The organism is Verrucomicrobia bacterium S94 (assembly GCA_004299845.1).
In the GTDB taxonomy this organism is placed as follows: domain Bacteria; phylum Verrucomicrobiota; class Kiritimatiellia; order Kiritimatiellales; family Pontiellaceae; genus Pontiella.
Genome location: CP036201.1, coordinates 1927947 through 1954606, shown reverse-complemented (window position 1 = coordinate 1954606; position 26660 = coordinate 1927947). Strand labels below are relative to the sequence as shown.

33 protein-coding genes are annotated in these 26660 nt (G+C 53.2%); all 33 read left to right on the top strand.

Going from position 1 to position 26660, the window contains the following annotated elements:
- The 33 genes from fliE (at position 1) to EGM51_08070 (ending at position 26634) form a co-directional block, all read left to right on the top strand.
- A complete protein-coding gene (gene fliE / locus EGM51_08230) occupies positions 1–309 on the top strand; it encodes a flagellar hook-basal body complex protein FliE (protein QBG47378.1) in 309 nt (102 codons plus the stop codon).
- Positions 279–1874, top strand: a complete 1596-nt coding sequence (gene fliF, locus EGM51_08225; GenBank protein ID QBG47377.1) for a flagellar M-ring protein FliF — start codon at positions 279–281, stop codon at positions 1872–1874. Before fliE ends, fliF begins: the two co-directional genes overlap by 31 nt.
- Positions 1862–2899 (top strand): hypothetical protein, encoded by a 1038-nt coding sequence (locus EGM51_08220; protein ID QBG47376.1) that lies wholly within the window; start codon positions 1862–1864, stop codon positions 2897–2899. Before fliF ends, EGM51_08220 begins: the two co-directional genes overlap by 13 nt.
- The gene (locus tag EGM51_08215) at positions 2892–3509 is read left to right on the top strand and encodes a hypothetical protein (protein QBG47375.1); all 618 of its coding nucleotides are present in this window, start codon (positions 2892–2894) and stop codon (positions 3507–3509) included. The genes EGM51_08220 and EGM51_08215 overlap by 8 nt, the downstream gene beginning before the upstream one ends.
- Positions 3481–4824 carry a FliI/YscN family ATPase gene (locus EGM51_08210; GenBank protein ID QBG47374.1) on the top strand — a complete coding sequence of 448 codons (1344 nt, stop codon included), beginning with the start codon at positions 3481–3483 and terminating at the stop codon, positions 4822–4824. Before EGM51_08215 ends, EGM51_08210 begins: the two co-directional genes overlap by 29 nt.
- Positions 4821–5270: a flagellar export protein FliJ gene (fliJ, locus tag EGM51_08205; GenBank protein ID QBG47373.1), complete on the top strand. Its 450-nt coding sequence runs from the start codon at positions 4821–4823 to the stop codon at positions 5268–5270. The genes EGM51_08210 and fliJ overlap by 4 nt, the downstream gene beginning before the upstream one ends.
- On the top strand, positions 5267–5860 hold the full coding sequence (locus EGM51_08200; GenBank protein ID QBG47372.1) for a hypothetical protein: 594 nt from the start codon (positions 5267–5269) through the stop codon (positions 5858–5860). The genes fliJ and EGM51_08200 overlap by 4 nt, the downstream gene beginning before the upstream one ends.
- Entirely contained in the window at positions 5860–6789 is a 930-nt protein-coding gene (locus EGM51_08195) for a flagellar hook-length control protein FliK (GenBank protein QBG47371.1), read from the top strand. The genes EGM51_08200 and EGM51_08195 overlap by 1 nt, the downstream gene beginning before the upstream one ends.
- Positions 6790–6800: 11 nt before the next feature.
- Positions 6801–7253 carry a flagellar hook capping protein gene (locus tag EGM51_08190; GenBank protein QBG47370.1) on the top strand — a complete coding sequence of 151 codons (453 nt, stop codon included), beginning with the start codon at positions 6801–6803 and terminating at the stop codon, positions 7251–7253.
- Positions 7207–8073 (top strand): flagellar hook-basal body complex protein, encoded by an 867-nt coding sequence (locus tag EGM51_08185; GenBank protein ID QBG47369.1) that lies wholly within the window; start codon positions 7207–7209, stop codon positions 8071–8073. The genes EGM51_08190 and EGM51_08185 overlap by 47 nt, the downstream gene beginning before the upstream one ends.
- 36 nt (positions 8074–8109) lie before the next feature.
- Positions 8110–8328 (top strand): flagellar protein FlbD, encoded by a 219-nt coding sequence (locus EGM51_08180; protein QBG47368.1) that lies wholly within the window; start codon positions 8110–8112, stop codon positions 8326–8328.
- 3 nt (positions 8329–8331) lie between these two features.
- Entirely contained in the window at positions 8332–9096 is a 765-nt protein-coding gene (locus EGM51_08175) for a motility protein A (protein QBG47367.1), read from the top strand.
- Positions 9097–9112: 16 nt separating this feature from the next.
- On the top strand, positions 9113–9916 hold the full coding sequence (locus EGM51_08170) for a hypothetical protein (GenBank protein QBG47366.1): 804 nt from the start codon (positions 9113–9115) through the stop codon (positions 9914–9916).
- Positions 9900–10610, top strand: coding sequence for a hypothetical protein (locus EGM51_08165; protein ID QBG47365.1), 711 nt, complete (start codon positions 9900–9902; stop codon positions 10608–10610). The genes EGM51_08170 and EGM51_08165 overlap by 17 nt, the downstream gene beginning before the upstream one ends.
- Positions 10611–10653: 43 nt before the next feature.
- On the top strand, positions 10654–11148 hold the full coding sequence (locus tag EGM51_08160) for a flagellar basal body-associated FliL family protein (protein QBG47364.1): 495 nt from the start codon (positions 10654–10656) through the stop codon (positions 11146–11148).
- Positions 11149–11152: 4 nt separating this feature from the next.
- Positions 11153–12154 (top strand): hypothetical protein, encoded by a 1002-nt coding sequence (locus EGM51_08155; GenBank protein ID QBG47363.1) that lies wholly within the window; start codon positions 11153–11155, stop codon positions 12152–12154.
- The gene (fliN, locus tag EGM51_08150) at positions 12151–12519 is read left to right on the top strand and encodes a flagellar motor switch protein FliN (GenBank protein QBG47362.1); all 369 of its coding nucleotides are present in this window, start codon (positions 12151–12153) and stop codon (positions 12517–12519) included. Before EGM51_08155 ends, fliN begins: the two co-directional genes overlap by 4 nt.
- Before the next feature lie 120 nt (positions 12520–12639).
- Positions 12640–13365 carry a flagellar hook basal-body protein gene (locus EGM51_08145; GenBank protein QBG47361.1) on the top strand — a complete coding sequence of 242 codons (726 nt, stop codon included), beginning with the start codon at positions 12640–12642 and terminating at the stop codon, positions 13363–13365.
- A gap of 18 nt (positions 13366–13383) precedes the next feature.
- Positions 13384–14166 (top strand): flagellar basal-body rod protein FlgG, encoded by a 783-nt coding sequence (flgG, locus tag EGM51_08140; protein QBG47360.1) that lies wholly within the window; start codon positions 13384–13386, stop codon positions 14164–14166.
- Between the two features lie 3 nt (positions 14167–14169).
- Positions 14170–15114 carry a flagellar basal body P-ring formation protein FlgA gene (gene flgA / locus EGM51_08135; GenBank protein QBG47359.1) on the top strand — a complete coding sequence of 315 codons (945 nt, stop codon included), beginning with the start codon at positions 14170–14172 and terminating at the stop codon, positions 15112–15114.
- 8 nt (positions 15115–15122) lie between these two features.
- Positions 15123–15716 carry a flagellar basal body L-ring protein FlgH gene (locus EGM51_08130; protein QBG47358.1) on the top strand — a complete coding sequence of 198 codons (594 nt, stop codon included), beginning with the start codon at positions 15123–15125 and terminating at the stop codon, positions 15714–15716.
- 17 nt (positions 15717–15733) lie between these two features.
- The gene (locus EGM51_08125; protein ID QBG47357.1) at positions 15734–16129 is read left to right on the top strand and encodes a hypothetical protein; all 396 of its coding nucleotides are present in this window, start codon (positions 15734–15736) and stop codon (positions 16127–16129) included.
- On the top strand, positions 16129–16872 hold the full coding sequence (locus tag EGM51_08120; protein ID QBG47356.1) for a hypothetical protein: 744 nt from the start codon (positions 16129–16131) through the stop codon (positions 16870–16872). Before EGM51_08125 ends, EGM51_08120 begins: the two co-directional genes overlap by 1 nt.
- A gap of 8 nt (positions 16873–16880) precedes the next feature.
- Entirely contained in the window at positions 16881–17147 is a 267-nt protein-coding gene (locus tag EGM51_08115; GenBank protein QBG47355.1) for a hypothetical protein, read from the top strand.
- Between the two features lie 17 nt (positions 17148–17164).
- Positions 17165–17545 carry a hypothetical protein gene (locus tag EGM51_08110; GenBank protein QBG47354.1) on the top strand — a complete coding sequence of 127 codons (381 nt, stop codon included), beginning with the start codon at positions 17165–17167 and terminating at the stop codon, positions 17543–17545.
- 6 nt (positions 17546–17551) lie between these two features.
- Positions 17552–18940 (top strand): flagellar hook-associated protein FlgK, encoded by a 1389-nt coding sequence (gene flgK, locus EGM51_08105; GenBank protein ID QBG47353.1) that lies wholly within the window; start codon positions 17552–17554, stop codon positions 18938–18940.
- 584 nt (positions 18941–19524) lie between these two features.
- Positions 19525–20022 (top strand): hypothetical protein, encoded by a 498-nt coding sequence (locus EGM51_08100; protein ID QBG47352.1) that lies wholly within the window; start codon positions 19525–19527, stop codon positions 20020–20022.
- A gap of 3 nt (positions 20023–20025) precedes the next feature.
- Positions 20026–20568 carry a hypothetical protein gene (locus EGM51_08095; protein QBG47351.1) on the top strand — a complete coding sequence of 181 codons (543 nt, stop codon included), beginning with the start codon at positions 20026–20028 and terminating at the stop codon, positions 20566–20568.
- 200 nt (positions 20569–20768) lie between these two features.
- Entirely contained in the window at positions 20769–22607 is a 1839-nt protein-coding gene (gene glmS / locus EGM51_08090; GenBank protein QBG47350.1) for a glutamine--fructose-6-phosphate transaminase (isomerizing), read from the top strand.
- 7 nt (positions 22608–22614) lie between these two features.
- Positions 22615–23457, top strand: coding sequence for a 3'(2'),5'-bisphosphate nucleotidase (cysQ, locus tag EGM51_08085; GenBank protein ID QBG47349.1), 843 nt, complete (start codon positions 22615–22617; stop codon positions 23455–23457).
- Positions 23458–23461: 4 nt separating this feature from the next.
- Positions 23462–25246, top strand: coding sequence for an SLC13 family permease (locus EGM51_08080; GenBank protein QBG47348.1), 1785 nt, complete (start codon positions 23462–23464; stop codon positions 25244–25246).
- 137 nt (positions 25247–25383) lie between these two features.
- Positions 25384–26286 (top strand): sulfate adenylyltransferase subunit CysD, encoded by a 903-nt coding sequence (gene cysD, locus EGM51_08075; protein ID QBG47347.1) that lies wholly within the window; start codon positions 25384–25386, stop codon positions 26284–26286.
- A 45-nt stretch (positions 26287–26331) separates the two neighbouring features.
- Entirely contained in the window at positions 26332–26634 is a 303-nt protein-coding gene (locus EGM51_08070; GenBank protein QBG47346.1) for a four helix bundle protein, read from the top strand.
- Positions 26635–26660: the final 26 nt, after the last annotated feature.

The window sequence follows — 26660 nt, the reverse complement described above, 5'->3', positions numbered from 1 at the left end:
GTGGATATTACAGCATTATCTTTGAATGGAGTGTCGCAGCCGGGGCGGGTGTCCGGTGCTGCAGAGCATCCTGTTTCGCCGGCCGGCGGGCAGGGATTCGGCGATTTACTGACCGACCTGGTGAATAAAGTGGACGGTATGCAAAAGGCGGCTGATGCCTCCGTGAGCGATGTGGTTTCCGGAAAAGTGACGGATGTTCATCAGGTGGCGGTAAAGGTGCAGGAGGCCGGAGTGGCTTTCGATTTAATGCTGGGTGTGCGCAACCGACTGATGGATGCATACCAGGAACTGATGAAGATGCAGGCGTAGGGAGTTTAGAGAACGATGCGAGAGCCTTTAAGCATGTTATCAAGACAGATCGGAGAAATCTGGCGACAGTTCGGTGTGTCTCAGCGTATGAGTGTGATCATGTCGCTGGTTGTGGCCCTGACAGTTCTCGGGGGCTTACTCTACTGGGGAAGCCGGCCGGACTATCGGGTGCTTTACAGCAACCTTACGCTGACGGATTCAGCGCAAATGCGCGAAAAACTGGAGGAGGCAAAAATTCCGGTGAAACTCGGTCAGTCCGGGATGACGATTTCGGTGCCGGCCTCCCGGCTCTACACCGCACGCCTGATGCTGGCGGCGGAAGGACTTCCGGGGATTCCTCGACCGGGTTCGAACTGTTTGAGCAACCCAAATTCGGACTTACAGATTTTGCGCAGAAGGTGAATTATCAGCGGGCGCTGCAGGGAGAGCTTGAGCGCACCATCAGTGCCATGGAGGGCATTCGTGCCGCGCGGGTAATGCTGGTGCTTCCCAAGGAACAGCTTTTTTCCTCTGAAGAGGAGCGTCGTTCACGGGCGTCGGTCCTGCTTACGCTTAATGGTTCTGCCACGATTGGCGATGCCCAGGTTCAGAGTATTGTTCATCTGCTGGCCAGTTCGGTTCAGAATCTGGATCCAATGCAGGTTACTGTAACGGATCAGGCCGGTCATCTGCTGACGCGTTCGCACAGTGCGGACAATGTGATGGAGCATGGCAATGAGCAGCTTGATGTACAGGAGCGTACAGAGCAGCGTCTGGTGGAAAAAGCGCAGGCTATTCTGGATCGTGCGCTGGGTTCGGGAAATTCCATTGTGCGGGTGAATGTTTCGCTGGACTTCAGTGATACCGAGCAGCGCAGTGAAATGTTCGATGCAGAAAACCGGGTGGCAACGTCGGAACGAATTGTTTCGGAAGATAAATCCGTCGGGAGCAGCCGTGCCGGCGGACGGGCCGGTGTGACGGCCAATGTATCGATCGGGAATCCGACCGACATGAAACTTGATACCGGCGGCAACAAGGATAAGAGCGAAGAGATTTATACGGAATATGTGGTGCCCTCGAATGTAAGCATGGTTCGGCAGAAAGGCATTCGGATTGAAAAACTTTCGGTGGCGGTCTGTCTCGCACAGGAAGGGGATTCGCCCCGAACTGAAGCGGAAATTACCGCCATTTCTGAACTGGTTTCGAATGCGCTGGGTGTGAATCCCGATCGCTCAGATACGATCCATGTTACGGAAATGCCGTTTGTTGATCCTCCTCCGCCGGCTGAGCCTGAATGGTGGGAGCGGCTGCCCGTGAGTTATGATGCGCTGTTCCGGGGACTGGGCGGTTTTGTGGCGCTGTGTATCGTTTTCGGAGCAAGCCGTAAAGTGAAACGTGTTCTGCTGGCGAGTACGCCTACGCTGGAGACCCCGATTAATGAAGCGCGTCAGGAAGAGCGGGAGCACATTCTGCAGGAGGAGCCGGTGGATATAGAAAATTATATTGAAACGGTTGACCGACTGGCCAGAAACAATCCCAAAACCGTTGCGGCGTGGATTACGAACGCGGCGGAATGGAACCGATAATGAGTGGAGTGGATATGTCGGAACATGCATTGGTTGCTCAGGAGATGACTCCGGAAAAACGGGTGGCGGTTGTGCTTGCCAGCCTGGAACCGGATGTGGCGGCGGAAGTGATGCGGGAACTGGATCCGCATATCATGAGCCGGGCGGCTGAAAGTATCCGGAATCTGGGAATCGTTCCGGGAAATTTATATAAGAAGGCGCTGGCTGAAAGTGTTCAGGAGCTTAAGGCCTACGGGGATGCGGTACACGGGAATGATAACCTCGCGGTCGGTCTGCTCAGTAAGGTGGTTGGTGAACAGCAGGCGGCTTCCATGCTTGAGCTCGGCCAAATGGCCGGAAACCGTTTTGGCGCGCTGGCCTCCCGTAAACCGGAGGAAATTGCGCGGATACTGGAGGCGGAATCTTCGAGTGTGATTGCGGTGGTGCTGCGTTTTCTTCCATCGCAACTGGCCTCAGAAATTCTCTCTCATCTCGAAGAGGAAGTCCGGAACAAAGTCGTCATTCATATTGCGACCGCAGAGCTTCCGCCGGAGCGGGTTATCGACCGGATTGAACAGCATCTGGTGGCCCGTTTGCCTTCTTCTGTAAAGCGCAAACAGGATGATGCGGAACGCATTGATGCACTGGTTTCCATACTGCAGCGTTCTTCGAAGGAGGTGGCGGATGCGATGCTTGAGGAACTCGGCAGACAGGATCCTGAACTGGCCGATCTGGTTCGTGACCGGATGTTTGTGTTTGAAGACATCGCCCGGCTGGATGATGCCGCAGTACGCCGGATCATGCAGGAGCTGGAGACGGGTGTATTGGCCACGGCATTGCGCAAAACTTCAGAAGAGGTGCGCGATCGTTTCCTGAATAATATGTCGCATCGGGCGGCGGACAGTCTGAAGGAAGAGATGGAATATGCCGGGAAAATGCCGTTCTCGGAAGTGCTGGCCCAACAGAAACGGATCGTGCAGGTGGCCCGGTCTCTGGCGGAACAGGGAGAAATCAAAATAGGCACTTCGGAGGAGGAATATGTCTAATACCATTTTTATGAATTCCGGTGTGCGGGCTTTTATTCCTTCTATGCCGGAAGAGGAACCCGTTGATTCGGCCGAGCAGGTGGATACCGAAGCTCTTGAGCGCGAACTCCGGGCGGAGCTCGAGGCCGAATTTGAACAGAAGCTGGAACGCGAGCTTGAAATCCGGCTGTCTGCCGAGCGCGTGCGTTTTGATCAGGCTCTGACCCAGTGCATCTCCAATTTTGACCAATGTATCGGAACGTTACGTAAAGAAATAGGTGCCCAGGTGGTTGATCTCTCCATGCGTATGGCAGAGATCATTATCCGGCATGAACTGCCCGATCGGGAGATGCTGCATAACCTCATCGTGAAAACGCTCGAGCCGGTGTCGGATCTTCAGGGGGCATTGGTGCGTCTCAGTTCCAGCGACTGGAATTTATTCGGTGAACAGATCAGCAAAGGTGATCATCTCGGTGTGGGCAGTACAGTCCAGTTTGCGGAAGATCCGAATCTGGCTGCCGGTGATGTGATCATAGAAAGCCGTAACGGCATTTTTGATGCCCGCTTGAATGAGCGTCTTAAGCTTTTAAAGGAAACCCTGCATGAACGTAGCGGCAGAAAACATCAGTAGTAGTTTACTGGACTTCGATGATCTCCTTGATGGGCTGGAAACAACGACTCTGGCCCGTTCTGAAGGACGCGTAATCGAAGTGGCCGGTCTTACCGTAAAATCGGTTGGCCCGCATGCGTCGATCGGCGATCTGGTCTGGATTGAGCCGCTTTACGGGGAGGGGCAGCGCCGTATTCCATGTGAAGTGGTCGGGTTCCATGATCGCTACGTGGTCTCGATGCCCGTGGAGCGCCTCGGACGCGTCCATCCCGGAGCCCGGGTGATTCCGGGCGGACGGATGAAAGTAGGGGTTGGCAGGGAACTGCTCGGGCGGGTCGTTGATTTTATGGGGCGACCGATTGACAATGGTCCTGAATTGGAAGGATTACTGCAGGTTGATATCGAACGCGATGCCCCGCCGGCGATGTCGCGCCAGTCGCTTTCATCGGTTTTTGAAACCGGCGTGCGTGCCATTGATGGACTGTTAACGCTGGCCAAAGGACAGCGCGTAGGTATTTTTGCGGGGAGCGGTGTGGGGAAAAGTGTTCTGATGGGGAGTCTGGCGCGTAATGCGCGGTCCGGGGTCAATGTCATTGCCCTCATTGGTGAACGCGGTCGCGAGGTGAAAGAGTTTATTTCCCGCAATCTGGGGGAAGAGGGATTGCAGCGTACTGTAGTTGTCGCGGTTACGTCGGATCAATCGCCGGTCAGTCGTCTGAAAGGGGCTTCAACAGCGATGACAATTGCCGAGTATTTCCGGGATCAAGGCGAAGATGTAATGCTGATGATGGATTCCGTAACGCGCTACGCCATGGCACAGCGTGAAATCGGGCTGGCGGTTGGTGAGCCGCCTACTACACGGGGCTATCCACCGAGTGTATTCAGTCTGCTGCCGCAACTGCTTGAGCGGGCCGGGGCATCGGACGTGGGTACGATTACTGCATTTTATACGGTGTTGGTTGAATCCGATGATATGAATGATCCCATTGGAGACAGTGTGCGCGGAATTCTCGATGGCCATATTGTGCTTTCCCGGAAGATTGCTTCTATGGGGCATTATCCCGCCATTGATATTCCGGTGAGTCTGAGCCGATTAATGAATGATATTGCAACGCCCGAGCATAAAGAACTTTCTTCCAAACTTCGTTCATTGCTGGCCACATATCAGAAAGCACAGGATCTGGTGAATGTAGGGGCTTATGTGGCGGGGAGTAATCCGAAGATTGATGAATCGCTGTCCCGCATCGATGGAATTAATGACTTTCTGCAGCAGAAGCCCGAAGAGCGCGAGGGATTTGAGGCCATGCAGACCCGACTGAAGGCAGTACTGACATGAAAAAGTTTTCCTTCAGTTTTCAGTATCTGCTGGATGCCCGCCGTGCCAAAGAGCAGGCGGCAGAGCATGCGTTGCGAATGGCTGCTTCGGCACTTGCGGAAACGGAACGCTCGCTCAATGTGATGTCGGAAATGCGTGCTCAGCAGACCCGGGCTCTGGAGAAGATGACCGGTGTCGTACGAGCGCAGGCTTATTTAATCGGGCGAAGCGGTATCGATTTTATTCAGCAGGAGATCGATGCGTTAAAACAAACCTGCAGATCACAGGCCGAAGCCGTGGAGGAGTGTCGTGTTGCGCTTCGCAAGGAAGTGAGTGCCCGTCGCATTCTCGAAAACCTCTGTGAGCGGGAGCGAACCGAATGGGCGGAGGCTTTGCAGGTTGAAGAACAAAAGCAGATGGATGAGTTGGCCGTGATCCGCTGGAGCCGTCAGGAGATGGGAAGATGAAGATCTGGTGTTTGTTGTTGAGTATCGTGAGCGCTGTTTTGTCCGGGGTCCTGGTTTTTATCATTCAGTCCGGGCAGTACCCGGTGCAGGCGGTTCGGGAGGCGGCATCGTTTTCTGAGCCGAATACGGTTGTGTCGGACCGTCCGCTGATCAGTTCCCGGATGGGTTTGGTTGATGAGCTGGTGGAATCGTTACAGGCGGCGCATGAAGAGCTGGATGCGGCCCGGCTGCGGCTCGATAAACGCGAAAAAAATCTTCAGGAACTGTATGCAACCTACCTCAAGCTTCGTAAGGAAACCGACAGGCTGATGGGTGATCTGGAAAATCAGCTAATCAAGGTGGAAAAAATTGAAGTGAAGAACTTTAAAAAGCTCTCCGGAGTCTATTCCAAAATGGATCCTGCCGCAGCCGCGCAATCGCTCAAGCATATGGATGCGGAGCGGGTAGCGCTGATTCTGAGTCAGATGGATAGCCGTTCCATGGCGGCGATTATGGATGAAGCGGTATCGATTTCGGTGGATGGCAGTGAACATGTGGCTCAGTGGTCGGATGCGATGCGGCGGCTGGATGAAGGTAAGGATGATGCATAATGATGGATGTGGAAGTACTGATTAAGGCCGCGCCCGAGACCTCCCGGAATCTGAAAAAAACAGGGGAAAAAGCGGGGAGTGCTCCCGCTGCGGAATTTGTGCATTTTCTGAACGAACCGACTGCGGTGGAATCCTCGGTTTTCGGTGAAGGGGAAGATATTCCCTCGGCTGAGGAAATGATTTTACAGGCTTCGGCACAATCTGCGGAAGCGAGTAAAGGAATTTCCGGGAAAACAATGGCGGGGCCTGATCAGGAGGCGGATTGTGTTTCCGGGGATGAAGATGTTTTACCGGCGGAGATTGCTGTGCCGCTTCATGAGATTCCGGTTTATCGGCAGATAACGGTGCCGCTGCCGGAAGAAGGGATCGGGTCGGTTAAAGCCGCGGAGCAGACTGCATCGCTGGCCGCTTTGGATGGTTCTTCGGTCGTGCCTGCTGAATCGGTTTCCCGAGCATCTGTTCCGGAGGAACATGCTTTACTGCAAACCGGTACGGTGAATGAAAAGACGATTCGTTTTGAACAGCTGGCGGATCAGTTTGATCAGCGGCTGCTTTCTATGACACAGCGCAATGAAAAGGTGATGCGAATTACCGTGCAGCCGGCGACCATGGGACGTGTGACGGTGTTGTGCCGGGAGGAAAATTCGAAACTTTCGGTGGAGATTATTACGCAGAGCAATGGCGTCCGGGAGCTCATTGCCGGGCAGGAGCATGCTGTCCGGCGGTTGATGCAGGAGCATTCGGTTGAGCTGGGTGACTTCGATGTTCTGATGGATCAGGGGAAGCGTGAATCCCGAAATTTTTATTCCGGTCCGGAGTCGGAATGCCGGGATGGCCGTGGCACCGCACCTGCTTTAAATGAAGAAGAGGAAGAACGGCATGTGCTTCGGGTGGTGCATAAAAGCGGTGCGGTTTCTTTGATTGCTTAACGAGGTATACCATGGAAATAGAAGGTCTATACGAAATAAACAGTGCAACGACCACGGCATTGTCGGAGGTGGCCGGCGGTGAGCTGGGTAAAAATGAATTTCTGCAGATGCTGGTGACGCAGATGCAGAATCAGGATCCGATGGAGCCGATGGATAATTCTGAAATGACGGCTCAGCTGGCGCAGTTCAGTGCACTTGAGCAGATGGAGAATCTGAATACCCGCTTTGAAGGTTTTCAGCAGAGTTCAACGGCTGCGATGTCGCTGATGAATTCGGGGCGCCCGGTGGTTATGGAGCTGAATGATGGATCCTATGTTGAAGGTGTGCTGGAAAAGGTGCAGTGGATGGGTGGAGAAACCCAGTTCGTTGTGGATGGAACCACTTATTCCAGTGGAGATGTAATCAGTTTGCAGACGGATGAAACCGAATCCGGTTCTGCGGAAACCACGACCGACGCGTCGTAAAAAGGAGACAAACATGATTAACAGTATGTGGAGCGGAGTTTCAGGTTTGCGCGCGCATCAGACCAGTATGGATGTGATTGGTAACGATATCGCCAATGTGAACACCATTGCGTTCAAGCAGAGCGATATCACCTTTGAGGATGCGTTCTATAATACCTTGGGGTCCCCGACGGCGGATACGGCTGGTAAACAGGTCGGGATGGGTGTGAATGTCGGTAAAATTACGCAGGATTTCAGCGGCGGTCTGCTGCAGTCTACCGGGGTTCCGACCAACCTGGGTATTTCGGGCGACGGTTTTTTTGTTCTGAAGGATGCGGCAGGACTGCAGACGACGTATTCCCGGGCCGGTGATTTTGAATTCAGCTATGATTCAGGTGCGGATGTGCTGAATCTGCGCGGGCCGGACGGCATGTTTTTATATGGCACGGCCGGAGCAGCCGGCGGTGCAGCCGGTTCGATGATTGCGCTGCCGGGCGACATTCAGGATATGATGGTTTCGAGCAGCGGTCAGATTTCATATATCGATTCCACCGGTTCTCTGGTGGAAAATGCATATACCATTGATATTGCGACCTTCCCGGGGGAGACCGGTCTGTCGCAGGTCGGAAGTAATCAGTATGTGGAAACGGAGGCTTCCGGAGCGCCCGATTTTACGTCCACTGACTATACGATTTCACAGGGCTATCTTGAAAACTCGAACGTGGATCTGGCGAAGGAGTTTACGGAAATGATTGTGGCTGAACGCGGATTTCAGGCCAATTCCCGTACCGTGAGCACTTCCGATTCCATGCTGCAGGAGCTTTTGAGTCTGAAGCGTTAAACAGAGCGTTGTTAAACAGGAGTAGGAGAAACAGGCATGATCAAAGTAACCGACCTGCACGGGGTTGAATATTCGCTGAATGCGGAGCAGATCGAGAAAGTGGAGCAGAATCCGGATACCCAGATCATGCTGCTGAACGGGCACCGCTATTATGTGCGTGAATCCATCGACGATATTATGGCCCGGGTTATTCAATACCGGGCGGCCTGTAATGCCGCCCGTTTTGTATCGGCTGTTGAGGAGCAGAAGGAGTAATCCATGGATATTGGAAGCATAGTTGGTGCAGTCCTTGGATGGCTGCTGGTTTTTATTGCCATTGCGATGGGCGGCGGAAGCGGTTTCTTCAATGCGCCATCGATCCTCATTACTGTGGGCGGTGCGATTGCTGCCACACTGATCCATTATCCGCTGCCGCAGGTAATGGCGGTGGTCAAAGTGGCACGTAAAGCTCTGTTTGTTAAGGAGCAGGATTATCTGACTCTTTACGAGCAGCTCACTGATTATGCGGTGCGTGCCCGCCGTGACGGTTTGCTGGCGCTGGAAAGTGAAATTGAACAGCTTACGGATCCCTTTATGAAAAAGGGATTCCAGATGGCGGTGGATGGCAACACCATGGAGGTACTGCGTTCCGTCCTTGAGGATGATCTGGCGGCGATGCAGGAACGCCATATTGTGGGACAGGGGATTTTTAAAGCGCTGGGTAATTATGCGCCGGCTTTCGGGATGATCGGTACGCTGGTGGGATTGGTGGCGATGCTGCAGAACATGTCCGATCCAAAATCATTGGGGAGCGGTATGGCGGTGGCTTTGCTGACGACGATGTATGGCGCTATGGTGGCCAATCTGATTGCATTACCGACGGCGGGTAAGCTTGAGCAGCGTACAATGGAAGAGGTTGCTCTTAAAACCATGGTGATCGAAGGTATTGTGGCTATTCAGGAAGGGCATAGTCCGCGCATCGTGGCGGAAAAACTTCGCGCTTTCATTCCGCCGAATATCCGGCAGAAGACGATCAAAGACTGATTCCGAAAAGAGTATTATGCTCCCGCGCAGAGAACCAAATCAGGAAGGATGCCCTTTATGGGTTGTGACGTTTAGCGATGCGATGTCGCTGCTGGTAGCATTTTTTGTGATGCTGGTTTCTTTTGCCGATTTTGAAGAGCATTCGCTGCAGAATATGATGGGGGCGCTTAAAGGCGGTTTACGTGCGGTCCCGCTTCCTCTGGCAACGACAGTCGGCCGCGTGGATAGCCCGGATGAAACGGAGGGCGACCGGAGTGTGGTATCCAAAAATGCATCGGCAACTTCTCTTGAATACAGTCAGAAAGCGCTGAAGGATCAACCGGCCCGGAAGATCATTAAAACAAATTCTCCGGACTATTATCTGCACCTGCTCAAGAGCGGCGTCGTTTTGGTGGTTACCCGCACTTCCGCGTTTGAACCGGGCACTGCGGAACTGCTGGATCCTGATCACGAAGCATGGCAGGTGGCGGCTGATCTGATGCATACGGTGGAAAGCGAGATCCGGGTTTCTGTCATACTGCCTGACAATGTGCCGGTACGGATTCCGGGGTATACGACTTCATGGGGGCTTGGTATTGAGCAGGCGCTGGCTGTCGAGGAACTGTTGATCCAGCAGGGCGGGAATCGTAAAAAAATGAGTGCTGCGGTTCAGGTGGTGCGCCGCATGCCCGTCGGTGAGGCGGTGGATGGTACCGTTGAAATTCAGTTTATCGGGGCCGGCGAATCAAAGTTGAACACGATGCCCGGAAAAATTCTTCGCGGAACATGGTACGAGCAGACGCAGACCGAAAAGGAGCTGACTGATGGGCCGGAAAATTAGAAAACCGAAGGAGGAACTGGCTCCTTCCTATTTTGTTCAGTTTGCGTCGTTATGGTGTATCCTGCTTGGTTTTTTTGTGATGCTGATGAGTCTGGGCAGTACGCAGATGGGACCGGGAACTGAAGGGCTCGGAGAGGTGCGTGATGCGTTCGGTACCACCGGAGGTCTTGGACTACTGCCTTTTGCCAGGAATGCGTTGTTCGGCAGTCGTGATGGCAGTGCAAGTTCATTCCGGATCCGTAAGAGTGCGCCGAATCAGACGGCTGAGGTTGATGGATACATCCGCGGTATGCTCTGGAAAAAAGGCTTATCGAATATTTCAATGATTTCCGTGGTGCATACTCATAACTCACTGACGGTGATTTTACAGATTCCGGTGGAGTTCATGAGAAGTGACAAGTTGAATCGGGAGTCGGTGAAACTGCTCGAAATGCTCGGAGAGGTTTTCCTCAGTTTACGTGAATATGAGATGGAGGTTATCGCGGTGTGCGATGAGGGAGAGGATCCCGTTTTCAATCAGCGACAGGCTCTGTTACGTGCCGCCGTTGTGGCTCGTTTTCTTACTGAAACGGCCGGGTTGCTGCCGGAATATGTACATGCAGTCGGATTATCCGACACGTGTCTGCTGGACCTGCATGGCATCGAGCATGTTAAGGATCATGTATTGATTTCAATCAAACAGGAAACCCCGTAATACGGGCAGTATACATTTTGAACAGGAAGGCTGGGAGCAGTATATGGCAGAGGATAATGCTGACAGAAAAAGCGGAGAAGAAAACGGGGCGGACGGAAAGAAAGGCCGGGGAACGGTTTTCATGGTCATTTTAGGAATTCTCCTGATTGCCGGGGGAATCGGTACCGGACTCATACTGGGGCAGCGATCACGCCCGGTTGTTGACGTTCCTCGGAAAGATCCGGAAACGCCGCTCATTGTTTCATTTGAAGACCTGTATGTGAATATTGCGGAAACCAAGGCCACCCGTGTGCTTAAACTTACGGTAGTACTTGAGCTCAGCGAAGAAAAGCTCATCACGCCGCTGGAGGCGCACCGGGCCATTATTCGCGATTTGATATCGGAAGCGGCTTCGCATATGACCATCGATGAGCTGGAGGGGCGCAATGGACGGAGCATTCTGAAGCGTGAAATTAAAAACCGTGTCAATGATCTGGTACGCGACCGGATGGCCGGTGCTGTGGTTGATGTTTATTTTTCCGATTTTCTGATTCAGTAGACGCATGAGTAAACAGGAACAAAATCTTTCGCCTGACGAAATGGCCGCTTTGCGCGACGTAAGCGTTCCGGAATTTGATGAGGTTGATTCCGGAGAGCCGGTTGCTCATGTGCAGGTGACATCGTATAATTTCCGCCAGCCCGGCCGCCTGAGTTCGGCTCAGCTGCGTGCCCTGAAAATGGTACATGAATTTTTTGCCAAGGGGCTTTCAGAAGACGGGGCGGAGGGTATCAGTCTGCCATTCGAACTCGGGTTGTTATCGGTGGAAACCATATCATACAGCAATTTTATGGGGTCGGTGGGAAATCCCTGTTTTATGGTCCAGCTCTCGAGTCGTTTTGAGCAGCCTGTGCTGATGGAAATTGACCTGCGATTGGTGCATTTGCTGGTGTCGCATATTCTCGGTGATCATGAGCCGGAAGGTGAGGACGCGGGGAAACTGACCTCTATTGAAGAGGATATCGCCGGGAACTGGCTCGAAGGACTTCTGCCGTTGCTGGGGGAAGCCTGGACGCTGTCTACTCCGATTGATTTCGGGTTGAAGAGTGTAGAAAGCGATCCCCGGTTTGTGCAGGTGATGCCGGATGACAGTCCGGTTGTGAGTCTGACTTTCCGTCTGCAGGTTGGAGGAGTAAAGGGGCAGCTTACGCTTTGTTATCCGCTTGAACCGCTTCAGGAAATGCTTGAAGGCATGAGTGCACGTATGAGCGGTGGTGATGAGGATCATGTTGAACAGAGCGACGAAAGTATTCTGTCTTCCCTGAAGCGCGTTCCTTTTGAATTACGTGCGGAGCTGGGGCGCAGTCATCTGCGGGCCAGTCAGCTGGCTACACTTCGGGTCGGCGATGTTCTATGTCTGGACCGGTCGATTCACGATCCGGTGGAAGTGCTGCTGGGAAACAATGTGATTTTTGATGCCGGCCTGGGGAAAAAGGGGGACTGCCTGGCTTTGCAGATTCGGAACCGACGCCAGGGAACGGTAAAGATTCAGGAGACCATATCATGAGTAAAGAGATGAATAGTGAAAAAGCGGAAGCAGATCAGGTTGAGGTGCATCCGGTCTCACCGGCTCCGTTGAGTGAACCGGCAGAGGGTGTGAGCGAAGTTTCGGAGGAAATGAATCTTAATATGATTATGGATATTCCGGTGGATGTACATGTCGAGATTGGACGTACGAGTCTGCCGGTCAGAGAATTTCTCCGACTCGGTGTGGGTTCGGTACTTCAGCTGGATCGGCTGGTTGGTGAATCCGCGGATCTGATTGTCAATGGGCAGCTGGTCGGTCGCGGTGACATTGTGGTGGTTGATGAGACGTTTGGTATCCGTATTTCTGAATTGGCGGGCGAGAAGGAGCTGCTGTCTTCCTGGTAGTGTTCTTTTCGGAGTGTGAATGGGCGGCGGTCCTGCATTGATATGCGGGGCCGCTTTTTTATTTCTGATTCACAGAGACTATCGGGCGCGGAATGAATCCTGTGGCATCGGCCCTGCTTAATGAAGGGCATGAACTCAGGATTCTACAATGCAGCGGTACAGATGGCCATGGGCAGTGTACAGGATATGGAAATCCACACTGAGAACCTGGCCAACAGTACGATGCCGGGCTATAAGCGTCTGGAGGCAAGCCATCCGGCATTCGCCGATGTGCTTGATGCAGAGGTCGGTTCTGTGGAGGACCCGGCAGGTTCTATTTCCATAAATCACAATCAGGGTGCTTTACGATCGACCGGCCGGTCGCTGGATTTTGCGATTGAGGGGGATGGTTTTTTTGTGGTTTCGGATGGAAGCCGGGATTATCTGACAAGGAATGGGCATTTCCGTATTTCATCGGATGGAGCCATTGTGAATTCACTCGGGATGGCTGTTCAGACTACAGCCGGTGATTTCCGGATTCCCCATGGAGTGGATGCCGCACAACTCGAAATCGATGACGGGTTTAATCTGCGCGCGGGCGGTAAGGTTATCGGGACGCTGAAGATTGAGGCGGTTGCGGATCCTTCTGCACTGGATCAGGCCGGAACCACTCTGTTTATGAATAACGGTGCAGAACGTGCCGATATTGAATGCAAAGTGCTGAATGGATATCTGGAGCAGAGCAATACGACTGTTTTTGAAGAAATGGTGGGCATGATGACGACCATGCGTAATTACGAAGCATGTCAGAAAATGCTGCAGACTGTGGATGATGCGGAAGAGAAAATGATGAGCAAGCTCGTGTAACGGGCCGGGGAGTACGATATGGAAAGAGCAATGTGGTCATCGGTTACGGGGATGAGAGCGTCGGAGATGTCGCTCGATAACATCGCCAATAATCTGGCGAATATTAACACCACGGCCTATAAGCCGGGGAAAGTGGCCTTTCAGGATATGCTGTATACCACGCTGACTTCGCCGGGTGCGACCAACGGCGACAGTGAGATTCCGGCAGGCATCCAGCTGGGGCATGGTACGAAAGTGGCGGAAATCTCCAAGCAGTTTACGCAAGGTGCGCTGCGGGAAACCGGTGGCGATCTGGACCTGGCGATCGAAGGGCAGGGGTTTTTCGAGGTTGTTATGCCGGACGGCACCTCCGCCTATACCCGTGACGGTTCCTTCCGGGCGACCTCTACCGGAGATGTGGTTACGGTGGAGGGCTATCGCGTTGCGAATTTTCCGTCCATTCCCAGCGGAACCACTGAGATTACCATTGCTCCGGACGGTTCGGTTACCATGCTCGTGAACGGTTCCATGGTTTCCGGGGAGCAGATTTCGCTGGCCCGCTTTGCCAATCCGGAAGGACTGCGCAGTATGGGGCATAATCTATATATGGAGACCGATGCCAGCGGCACTGCAGAGACCGGACTGACGCCGGGCGAGGATGGCATGGGACAGATCATGCAGCGCTATCTGGAAACCTCCAGTGTGAATGCGGCCGAAGAACTGGTGAATATGATTCTGACGCAGCGGGCTTATGAGGCCAATTCGAAGGCCATTCAGGCCAGTGATGATATGTCGTCGATCGCAAATAATTTAAAGAGGTAGGCGATGAAACGTTTAGCCATCATCCTTATATTTCTGTGCGGGTTGGCGGGTAGTCTCCGGGCGGCCACGGTTATCCATTTGAAGAGTTCGGTTGAGGTGACCGGTAAGGATGTTTTTCTGGGAGACCTGGTTCTGGATTCGGGTCTCATTCCAAAGGAATGGGCTTCCCGTCGTGTTATGGCTGCGCCGCCTCCGGGAGAAGTTTCCTATCATTCACTTACGACGGTGGCGCAGGCGCTTGCCCGTTATGATGATATGATGAGTGTGACGCTCAGCGGTGAACCTGTGCTGTCGATTGCCCGTCGTGAGCGTCAGATGGAAAAGACGGAGTTCTACAAACCGCTTCACGATTATCTCAGCCGGCATGAGCCATGGAAAAATAATGATTTCGATATCAAGGTGCTGAACATTCCCCACAATACCCGCATCCCTGCCGGGGAAACCACATTTGAAATCCGGCGGATCGATCGGAAAACATCGAAGGGATATAGCGTGGCCTATGTTTCTGTGATGGTGGACGGCATTGAGGAAGTCGAGGTGCCGGTGGGGATGGAAGTCCAGTTTCTGAGTGAGGTCTGGGTGGTGGCGAAAAATCTCGAGCGTGGACACATTCTGGAAGCATCCGATCTGCGGAGCGAAATGCATGCGGTTGATTCCAATGGAAACTATCTGTCGAGCAGTGAGGTTGTGACCGGGTATGAAGTGACCCGGGCTCTGACCGCAGGCGAGCTTCTCCGCAGTAATGCGGTAAGCAAACCGCTGTGCGTTAAACGCGGTGATTGGGTCGCGATCAATGCACACAGCAGAAATCTGCATGTCACCTTGCGTGGAAAGGCCCTGGAAAACGGCCGTCTCGGTGATCGCATTATGTGTATTAACGAACGTTCCCAACGTCAGGTGCTGGTTGAACTGACCGGTTCCGGCAATGGGGTATTGGTACGGTTGTAGGAGGAATTATGAAACGGATCATGGCATGTGTACTCGTTGCGGCAGCGGCAGCTGCATCGGCGGAGGAGGGCGGTCTGGCCAAAAGGATGTATGCCGACCGTACAGCCTGTCAGGTCGGCGATCTGGTGACGGTGGCGATTGAGGAGCAATCCTCTGTTCAGAAAGATGCAACCAATGACCGGAGCAAGTCCGCTGATGGAACCATGTCGTTCGATCTGCCCGGAATGGAGGCCAATGGAAAGTCTATGTGGGATGCACTCAAACTGCCCGAATGGTCGGTGAATGCTTCTAAGAATTATTCCGCTTCCGGAGGGAAAGCAACCTCTGATGCATTTTCCGCATCGATTACGGTGCATATTACCGAAAAGCTACCGAACGGCAATTTGATGATTTCGGGTGACCGGAAGGTGAATATCGACGGTGACATTATTCTGTTCACGCTCACCGGAATGATCCGGCCTGATGATATCAGCCGCTCGAATACGGTACTTTCCTCCCGGATTGCCGGGGCGGCGATTACGTATGAAACGATCGGTGAGTTTGGAAAGAGCCAACGCAAAGGTCTGTTCTCGCGTACGCTGGATTGGATTATCCCGTTTTAAGAATCGGTGGAAATATCATGAGGCATAAAAAGATGAAGCGATGGCTTCCGATAGGCGCTTTGGTCTGGCTGCTGGCGGCATTTTCCGTGAGTGCCCAGATCGGAACCGCGCAGGTTCGACTCAAGGATCTGGTCCGGATTCAGGGGGTTGAACGAATCGATCTGGTTGGATACGGCGTGGTGGTCGGTTTGAATAAGACCGGAGATAAGGATATTGAGCTGGCGAAACGGACGGTTTCGAACCTGATGAAAAATTTTAATATCTTTATCGATTCGGGGGATATCAGCAGTAAAAACGTGGCGGTGGTCATGGTTACGGCATCGGTAGAGCCGTTTCATCGCAGAGGTGACCGGGTAGGAGTCCAGGTGGCCTCTATGGGGGATGCCACATCGTTGCAGGGGGGGTTCTGTTAATGACGCCGCTGCTGGATCCGGATGGAAAAACCTATGCCATTGCGCAGGGTGCTCTGGTGGTCGGCGGATACAGCGTTGGAGTAGGCGGGCCGGGCGGGTCCACCGAAACCAAAAATTTTCCCACTGTTGGCCGTATTCCCAACGGAGCGACGTTGAAATTCGATCATGATGTTGAATTCATCAAGGAAGGTAAGCTTGAGCTGGTGCTGCGCCAGCCGGACTTTACTACGGCCCAGCGGATTGCCGAGGTGGTTGCTTCGGTTTCGCATAATGGATCGGTCGCTGAGGATGCGGGTACAGTACGGGTTACCATCCCGGAAGATGTGCTGGAGGTCGGGTTGGAGAGTCAGTTTATTTCAACCATTGAATCCCTGCGGGTTACGCCCGATCGCCGGGCCCGGGTGGTGGTGAATGAGCGCACCGGCACTGTGGTGCTGGGCGGAGACGTCATGATCAGTACGGCGATTGTTGCACATGGCAACCTGACGGTGCGGGTGGGGTCAACTCAAGGGGTTTCTCAGCCCGGTGCTTTTTCCCGATCGGGTGAGACGGTGGTCATTGAGGATGTACAGACCGAGGTGGAGGATGAGACCGCCAAAATTATGGTTATGCCCCGCACCACCAGTGTGCAGGAACTGGCCGATGTGCTGAATCAGCTTGGCGCATCGCCGCGTGATTTAATTTCGATTCTCGACGCGCTGCAGAATCTCGGTGCGCTCCAGATGGAACTCATAACTCTTTAGGAGCAATAATGAATATATCCGCTGTTTCAATGAATGGGTCCGATCAGACCGGACTTCAGGATCATCAGAAACTGAAAGAGGCCTGTGATGGTGTGGAGGGCATGTTTCTGAAGATTCTGCTCAAAGAGGGCATGCAGGGCATGCTTGAAAATGCCGAGGGGCACTCCGGATCGGCTTTAAGTTATGCCTTAGAGCAAACCGCCGATCAAATGGCACGGGAAAGCGATATCGGTATTGCCGAAAACATCTATGCAAAGCTTTCTGCAAATCTGTAGAAAACGGGAGGAATTCAATGACTGATCTTGATCTGACGACCCGGGTCCGCGCGCTGGCAACTGCGGCGGAAGACCTGCAGCAAAGCCTGCTGGCCCGCGATACGGATGCAATCTGGAATCAGCTCTCCATACAGGAGGAGCTGCTGGAAGAATTTGCCTGCGTTCAGCAGAATGAAGGGCCGGGGCTGAAAGACATCGTCTGTACGAATCCGGAAATACGTCAGCTGCTCAGGCGCAGTCTGAGGGTTGTGCAGGCCAATCGAGCCCTGGCTCAGCGGTTTCTGGAGGTGGTGGGGCAGACGCTGTCGCATCTTGGAGGCGCTGAATCTCCGATCTATTCCGGCAACGGAACGGTTGTTGTTCGAAGAGCGCCGATACTCGTGAGTCAGCAGGGGTAAAGCGATATGTCTGGTTTAAATGATCTTCTCCAGCTGAGCGGTAGTGGACTTCGGGCCTATCAGAATCAGATTAATGTCTTCAGCAATAATATTGCGAATGTAAATACAGACGGCTACAGCCGTCGTTCGCTTGAGCTTGAAACCGGTATTCCGGATGAAGGACTGGGTACCGGCGTTCAGTCCGGGGAGGTGGTCCGGATCTATAATATCATGGGACGCAACGCGCTTTTGCAGGAGTTGCCGAATGCCGGTTATCATTCAGAAATGTCGACCTATCTTTCGGATCTGGAATCACTGCTCGGAGGCGGGGCCGGAGGGCTGGACCAGGCGCTTGCGGATTTCGAAGCGGCACTGCAGGATGCAGCGGCTTCACCGGAGGATCTGGCGGCGCGCACGGTATTGCTGCAAAGTGCTTCTACGCTTGCGTCGGAGTTCAATCAGCTCGATAGCGCGCTGGCTCAGGTAGAGTCTCTGTGGGGCTCCATGGAGGATGCCGTCGGTGAATTCAATGCGCTGGCGGCTCAACTGCAGGATTTAAATCGTAATATCACCCGTGCGGAAGCGGCGGGACGGTCTGTTCCGGACCTGCTGGATGAGCGCGATCAGCTGGTGCAGGAACTGGCCTTGCAGGCGAATGTGACTGTTTCGCCGGACTACGGGATTACGCTGGGCGGGCAGGAGCTTGTTTCCGCAGATGGGCTCAGCCGGCAGGAACTGGCTGTGGACGCCGCAGATACGTTCTCCGTGGGGGGCACGGATATTACAGCGGCCGTTACCGGTGGAAAACTGGCGGCCCGGGGGGCTGCGGCAGATACCGCAGTGGCACTGCAGGATCAGCTCAATAGTCTGGCCGGAACACTGATTGCGGAGGTGAACGCTGTTTTTGACAATGCCTACAATCTGAACGGTGAACGTCCAGCCGACCTGGGCTACACATTTTTTACCGGAACGGATGCGGGCGATATTGCTGTGGATGTCAGTCTTTATGATCCGGCCGATCCGATGGGGGCCCGGCCTGAGCGGGTGGCTTTGGCGGCTACACGCGCCGATGACGGTCCGCCGCCGGTTCCCAATGCAGGGGATAATACGGCAGGACTGCTGCTTTCCGATACATTAGAAGGGGCGCTCAGTGGACTGGACGGGCAATCGCTGTCCGGTTTCTGGATACAGGTTGAAACCACGCTCGGGGGTGCCGTGAATGAAGAGACGCAACTGGCGGCCAGCAGTGCGGGAGTCGTTGAAATGTTCGACAACCAGATGCTTTCTGTCTCCGGCGTTAATCTCGATGAGGAGCTTTTGAATCTGATGAGTGCTCAGAAAGCCTATGAAGCCTGTGCACGTGTAATGTCTACGGCAAACAGCCTGCTGGACACGCTTATTGACCTCGGACGTTAATAAAAAGGAAAACCGGTTATGAAAAGGAAGAATAAACAGAAAGTAAAACGGGGAAATAAGCCGGCTAAAACCCCGGCAAAAGGTAATCTGGAAGTATTATCGGATTATTTTGAATCCTATCTTTCCGCTTTGGCGGTCGTGAAAGCCCGGCATTAGACGTGAATACTCCGGAGTGTTTTGTCATACGGCAAACGGGAGGATGGGATTAACCGGTGCGTTCCGTAATTGACCGCATAGATCTCATCAGCTGCCGATTCTGCGTGGCAAAGAAGTCCGGAAAAACGGAAAAGGGGAGAAGGACCTGCGCATTTTGTGTGCGAATGGTGCGGTGATCTTTCTGTACTCATACCATTTACTAAAACATTCCGGTCTTAACGACAGCGTTATTCCGCGCAGCGACGCAGAGCGCGCGGAGCCGTTTATGACTGAATTTCTCTGCGTCCTCAGCGCCTTTGCGAGGGATCAAATTTATACCGGATAGTTTTAACGTTTGGTATCAGCCGACGGATTGACTGAAACCGCTCACATAAATAGAACAAGTTGTCGGTTGCAAAGCCCGGATTGTTCAGTATTTTCTGAACACTATGAATGACGTTGAGGGAAAAGTCCGGGCGCTGGATGAATTTGAGAGCGAAGTCATTGCGCTTTTTGTCCGGGTGGCCGATCTGCTGAATCTTCCGCGGTCGGTGGGGGAGATTTATGGTCTGCTGTTTATTTCGACCGCTCCGCTGTGTCTCGATGATTGTCGCGTACGTCTTAACATCAGTAAGGGTTCCACCAGTCAGGGACTCAGAATTCTACGTTCATTCGGAGCCATCCGGACGGTTTACGTGCCCGGGGACCGGAAGGATTATTATGTGGCTGAAACGTCGCTTCGAAAAATAGCCGCCGGTTTTGCGAAGGAGCAGATTCAGCCGCATGTAGCCAGTGGCGAAGATCGGCTGGTTCGTATTCGGGAGCTGCTGGATGACTGTGAATCGGCCGATAAGGCTGCACTTACTGAAAAAGTGGAGCTGCTGGAAAACTGGCAGTATCGGGCAGGGAAAACGCTGCCGCTGATTTTGAAGCTCATTGGGAAATAAAGCATGATGTTGAATTTTCCAGAGGGTCAGCATTGGTTCGTGGTACGTTCTAAACCGAAAAAGGAGCGGATTGCGGCGTCGACCATTGCGGCGCAGCAGGGGCTTGAGGTTTTCTGTCCGCTGATTCGTTTTCGGCGAAAAACAAAGCGCGGGGCAGTCTGGTTTCAGGAAGCGATGTTTCCGGGGTATTTTTTTGTGCGCTTTGATATGGCTGAAAAGCAGCGCGCGATTGCGTATTCGACCGGTGTGCTGACCATTCCTCTTTTTAATGAACGGTATGTGCCGATCCCGGATGACGTTATCGAGTCGATCCGCCGGGACCTGGATGAAGATGGGACGGTTGATGCCGGTGCTCCGCTGGAAGTGGGAGAGGAAACCACCATTCTGGAAGGTTCGATGCGCGGGCTGAAGGTGAAAGTGATCAAAGTGATGCCGGCGGAGGATCGCGTTGCGGTTCTGCTGGAAATGCTGGGCACCATGGTTGAGGCGCAGTTTCCGACTTCCGCGCTAGAGCATCGCAATAGACTCCGGTTGGGATCCGACTGAATTACCGACCGGAAAATATCCGATGGCTGGATATTTACCACAATTGAATAACGCAGGAAGGTTTCGGTTTGTACCCCGATCGACCAGGGGCGGCAGCGTGCAATTTTGGCGTTAATTGTTAGCGCAATTGGTGAAACTGATCCTATAGGGTTCAGGAAACCGGAAGTTTTTAAGAAATCGATAAGATGAGGGAATAAATCATGTGCGGAATTGTTGGATATTTCGGGAAACGCAAAGCAGCCGATATTCTGGTGGACGGGCTGCGCCGTCTGGAATACCGGGGGTATGACTCGGCGGGTGTGGCCTGCCTGTATAACGGGAAGATTGATGTTGTTAAAAATCCCGGAAAAATTGCGGATCTCCGAACAAAGGTTTTTGCACAGCCGAGTGAAACCATTACCTCTTCGACACTGGGTATCGGGCATACCCGCTGGGCGACGCATGGTCCGCCGAATGAGATTAATGCTCATCCGCATGTGGATGCCTCCGGCCGGTTTGCGCTGGCGCATAACGGTATTATTGAAAATTATAAAGATATTCGCAAGGTGTTGGAGCAGCAGGGTATCAAGTGTGTTTCCGATACGGATTCCGAGGTTCTGGTTCAGCTGGTGGCCTTTCTTTATAAAGGGAATCTTGAAGATGCGGTGAGCGAAGCGCTTCAGCAGGTGAAAGGGACGTACGGTATTGTGGTGATTACCGATCACGAGCCCAATAAACTGGTGGTGGCCCGTTGCGGCAGCCCGATTGTCATTGGGCTGGGACGCAATGAAACGCTGGTGGCCAGCGATGCATCCGCCATTATTCCGCACACCCGTGATGCGGTTTATCTGGAAGATTTCGATATGGCGGTGATTACCGATCAGGGCATGGAGATGTGCAATGTGTACCGGGCTCCGGTGAGCCGTGATGTTACCGAGATGGACTGGGATGAAGGGGCCGCCGAAAAGGGTGAATTTGAACACTTCATGCTGAAGGAGATGTTTGAACAGCCCCAGGCGATCCGCAATACCATACGCGGTCGTCTTGATTTTGAAATGGGAACGGCGGTTCTTTCCGGACTCGATTTTTCCGCTCGCGACGCCGCGCAGATCAACCGTGTTCTTGTGGTCGGCTGCGGGACATCGATGCATGCCGGCATGGTCGGTGAATATGCCATTGAGGAGATGGCCGGCGTGAATGCCGAGGTGGAGCAGGCCGCGGAATTCCGCTACCGCAATCCGATCATCACACCGAATGATCTGGTGATTGCGATCAGTCAGTCGGGTGAAACGGCCGATACGCTGGCCGCCGTACGGGAGGCCAAGCAGAAAGGGGCACTGGTGGCGGGTATCTGTAATGTGGTCGGTTCAACGATTGCCCGTGAGACCGGTCGCGGTGTGTATCTGCATGCGGGGCCGGAGATCGGTGTGGCTTCGACAAAGGCCTTTACGTGTCAGGTTTCGGTGATGCTTATGATGGCACTTAAAATCGCGCGTACGCGACGTCTGCCCGGACATGACGGAACGCAGTTCGCCCGCTGGGTTCAACGTATGCCGGAACTGGTTGAGCAGGTGTTGAAACAGAACGATGCGATTAAAGCGGTAGCCCGGAAATATGCCCGGTGTGATAACGCATTTTTTATCGGGCGCGGCTATCTCTTTCCGGTAGCGCTTGAAGGTGCGCTGAAATTGAAGGAGATCAGTTATGTCCATGCCGAGGGGTATCATGCCGCTGAACTCAAGCACGGTCCAATTGCATTGCTCGAAGAGAATACGCCGGTGATTGCGCTGCTGAACAATATTCCCGGCAAAGACAAAACGCTGGGTAATGCTGAAGAGTGCAAAGCCCGCAATGCGCCGGTGATTGCGGTGGTCAGTGAAGGCGATGAAGTCATTGCGGAAGGATTTGAAGACGTGATTGTGGTGCCGGATTGTCCGCCGGCCATCTGTCCGGTTCCGACCGTGGTTGCTCTTCAATTGCTGGCCTATCATATTGCGGCGGCGCGGGGCTGTGAAATTGATCAGCCGCGTAATCTCGCGAAATCTGTAACGGTGGAATAAAAATATTATGATTGAAACTGCTGTAAAAGCCGCTCTCGAAGCGGGCGATGCGATTCTTGAAATCTATGCCCGCGATTTTGAAATTGAATATAAAGCGGATGAATCGCCGCTGACCGAGGCTGATAAGGCGTCGCACGAAATTATTGTCAAGGCGCTGGAGACAACGCCTTATCCGGTGCTTTCGGAAGAGAGTAAGACGATCGCCTATGCGGAGCGCAGGGGGTGGAGTACGTACTGGCTCGTGGATCCGATTGACGGCACCAAGGAATTCATTAAGAAAAACGGCGAATTCACGGTAAACATTGCATTGGTGAAAGACGGTGTTCCGGTGATGGGTGTGGTGTTTGTGCCGGTGGAGGGATCGTTGTATCTGGGCAGTGAGCGGGGTGCTTTTAAAGCGGTGAAAGGTGAACATTTTAAACGCCTGGAAGAACTGCTGGAAAAACTTCCGAATCCTGAAAATTTCCAGGTGTTGAAGGTCAGCGGTGCGCCGAAGGGGCCTTTGAAAGTGGTGGCCTCGAAATCGCATTGCAACGATGAAACGCTGCAGTTTATCGCCGAACTGGAAGAGGAGTATGGCGCGGCGGAGCGTGTTTCGCGCGGGAGTTCGCTGAAACTCTGCATGGTGGCGGAAGGTGTGGCGGATATTTATCCGCGGATTGCGCCGACGTGCGAGTGGGATACGGCGGCGGCTCATGCGGTGGTGACTGCTGCGGGCGGGCGCGTTTTTGAATATCGGGACGGGATTTCCGCCGCGGCGTATAAAACCGGATCGGATTCTGTTTCCGACGTGGTGTATAATAAGGAAAACCTGCTGAACCCGTTTTTTGTGGTCAGCGGTCTGAACTGATTTTATGGGCTTTGCCGAGTTATCCTGGGAAGCGTGGTTTACCCTGGGCACGATTCTGCTGATGCTGATCGGCCTGGGTGGAACCCGGATTCCGCCGGATTTTGTTTTTCTTGGCGCATTGGGGGCATTGCTGGTGAGCGGTGTGCTCGATACGTCTCAGGCCCTGAACGGTTTCAGTTCGAGCGGTATGATTACGGTGGGCGTCCTTTATATTGTGGTTGCCGGCCTGAAGGAAACCGGGGGGCTGAACTGGATTGGAAACGGTCTGCTGGGCCGTCCGAAAAATGAAAGGCGCGGTCTGCTGCGTCTGATGCTGCCGGTGACGGGCCTGAGTGCATTCCTGAACAATACGCCGGTGGTGGCCATGTTTATTCCTGTGGTTGGAAGCTGGTGCCGCAAGATGAAGTTCAGTCCGTCGCATTTTCTGATTCCGCTGAGTTTTGCTTCGATTTTCGGCGGTCTCTGTACGCTGATCGGCACCAGTACCAATCTTGTGCTGAACGGGCTGTATCAGGACCGGTTCAACCATGACGGGCTCTCTTTTTTCGAGGTTTCCAAAATAGGGATTCCCTGTGCGGTTGTCGGTTTCGTTTTTGTTTTTCTGTTTGCCCGCAAGCTGCTGCCGGAACGTAAGCCGGCATCGGCCGTATTTGAAAATCCGCGCGAATATACGCTGGAACTGACAGTTACGGCGGGTGGTCCGTTTGATGGAAAAAGCATTGAGTCGGCCGGTCTGCGTAATCTGTCGAACTGTTTTCTGGCGGAACTGGTGCGTAAAGGTGAGGTGAAGAGTGCGGTTCCGCCGGATTTTGTGCTGGAGGGAGGGGATCACCTTATTTTTGTGGGCATGATTGATTCCGTGAAGGAACTGCGCGATCTGAACGGACTGGAACCGGCCGCAGAGATTCTGTTTGATCTGAAGGCTTCAGACCAGGAGCGCTGTCTGGTTGAAGTGGTGGTTTCCAGCACCTGTCCTCTGCTAGGGAAAAGTATCAAGGAAGGCAATTTCCGGAAGCATTACAATGCGGTGGTGATTGCGGTTGCGCGTAACGGCGAACGGGTGCATGGAAAAATCGGCGATATTGTACTGCGTCCCGGCGACACGCTGCTGGTGGAATCGCATGCCGGTTTCATTCCCCGCCAGCGTGATTCGCATGATTTTCTGCTGGTCGGGCAGGTGGAGGATTCTCAGCCGATCCGCCATAACAAAGGGCCGGTGGCGATCGGAATTCTTGTATTGATGGTGCTGTTGGCCGGGACGTCGGTGTTGAGTATGCTGAAAGCCTCGGTGCTGGCGGCACTGCTGATGGTGGCTACGGGCTGCTGTTCGATGGGGACGGCGCGTAAGAGCATCGAGTGGCAGGTGCTGCTGGTGATCGGATCTGCACTGGGTATTGCGTCGGCGATGGCCACAACCGGTCTGGCAGAAACGCTGGCGCAGGGACTGATTGCGCTGGTGCCGGGAAAACCGCTGGCATCGCTGGCGCTGGTTTATCTGGGGACGGTGCTGTTTACACTGCTGATTACCAATAACGCGGCGGCGGCGCTGATTTTTCCGGTGGCCATGGAAACGGCGGGTTCGCTGGGGGTCAGTTATATGCCGTTTCTGATGACCATTATGATGGCGGCTTCGGCCAGTTTTATCACCCCGATGGGCTATCAGACCAATCTGATGGTCTATGGTCCGGGGGGGTATAAATTTACCGATTATGGACGGTTGGGTATTCCTTTAACGGTTTTGATGGCTCTGGTGACTATCGGGCTGACGCCGATTATATGGCCGTTTTAAAAGGGGTTTGTTAAAACGCGTATTAAACCGTGCGTAAATTACATGAATAAAATGTGTATTTATTATAGACATAATTATGTAATGCCGATAGGAATACTCACCATTCAACGATGAACGACGTACTATTGGAGAACAAAATGAGCGATTATAACCTGTCGCATCTTAAACAGCTTGAGGCGGAGAGTATTCATATTATCCGTGAAGTGGCGGCCGAATTTGATAATCCGGTGATGCTCTATTCTATCGGAAAAGACTCTTCGGTTATGCTGCATCTTGCACATAAAGCATTTGCACCGGGGAAAATTCCGTTTCCGCTGATGCACGTGGATACGCAGTGGAAATTTCAGGAAATGTATAAATTCCGTTCACTGATGGCCGAAAAATATGACGTAGACATCAAGGTGTGGATTAACCCGGACGGCAAAGACAAGGTGAATCCGTTTGATTACGGGTCCGAAAAACACACACAGATCATGAAAACCGACGGTTTGAAGCAGGCCCTGGATCACTACAAATTTGATGCCGCTTTCGGAGGTGCACGCCGCGACGAGGAAAAGAGCCGTGCTAAAGAACGGGTGTACAGTTTCCGGAATGAATTCCATCAGTGGGACCCGAAAAACCAGCGTCCGGAACTCTGGAATCTTTATAACGCCAAAATCAATAAAGGTGAATCGATCCGCGTTTTCCCGCTGTCGAACTGGACCGAGCTGGATATCTGGCTCTATCTGCTGCGCGAGGATATTCCGATTGTACCGCTTTATTATGCCGCGGAGCGCCCGGTAGTGGAACGTGACGGTACGCTGATCATGGTGGATGATGACCGCATGCCGCTTAAAGAGGGGGAAACGCCGATGCTGAAAAAAGTGCGTTTCCGTACGCTGGGCTGTTATCCGCTGACCGGTGCGGTGGAATCGAACGCCGAGACTGTGGAGGAAATCGTGCAGGAGATGCTGCTGACGACGACCTCCGAGCGCCAGGGCCGTGTGATTGACGGTGACAATTCCTCCATGGAAGACAAGAAGAAGGACGGGTATTTCTAAATTCGCGGTGCTCATTTAGAAGGCATAGCGCATCGGGCAGAGGGCATGGCGAAATTCCGTTTTCAGGATTTAGAGATCTGGCAGAAGTCGATTGTTATCGGCGACAGGCTGCTGGATATCGCAGATCGATTAGAAGCAGATAAAAAAATTCGGTTTGCGGAACAGCTGCGGGGAGCGGCGCTGAGCATTTCCAATAATATTGCTGAAGGGTCAGGGTCTGATTCCGATAGGGAGTTCGCGCAGTTCCTGAACGTTGCCAAAAGATTCTGCTTTGAAGATGTCAACATGCTGCTTGGCTTTGAGCGCCGGTGTCTTATCACGCGAAGATGGAAAAGAAGAATTGTTTGAACTGCTCGATGAAGAGAGCAGGAAAA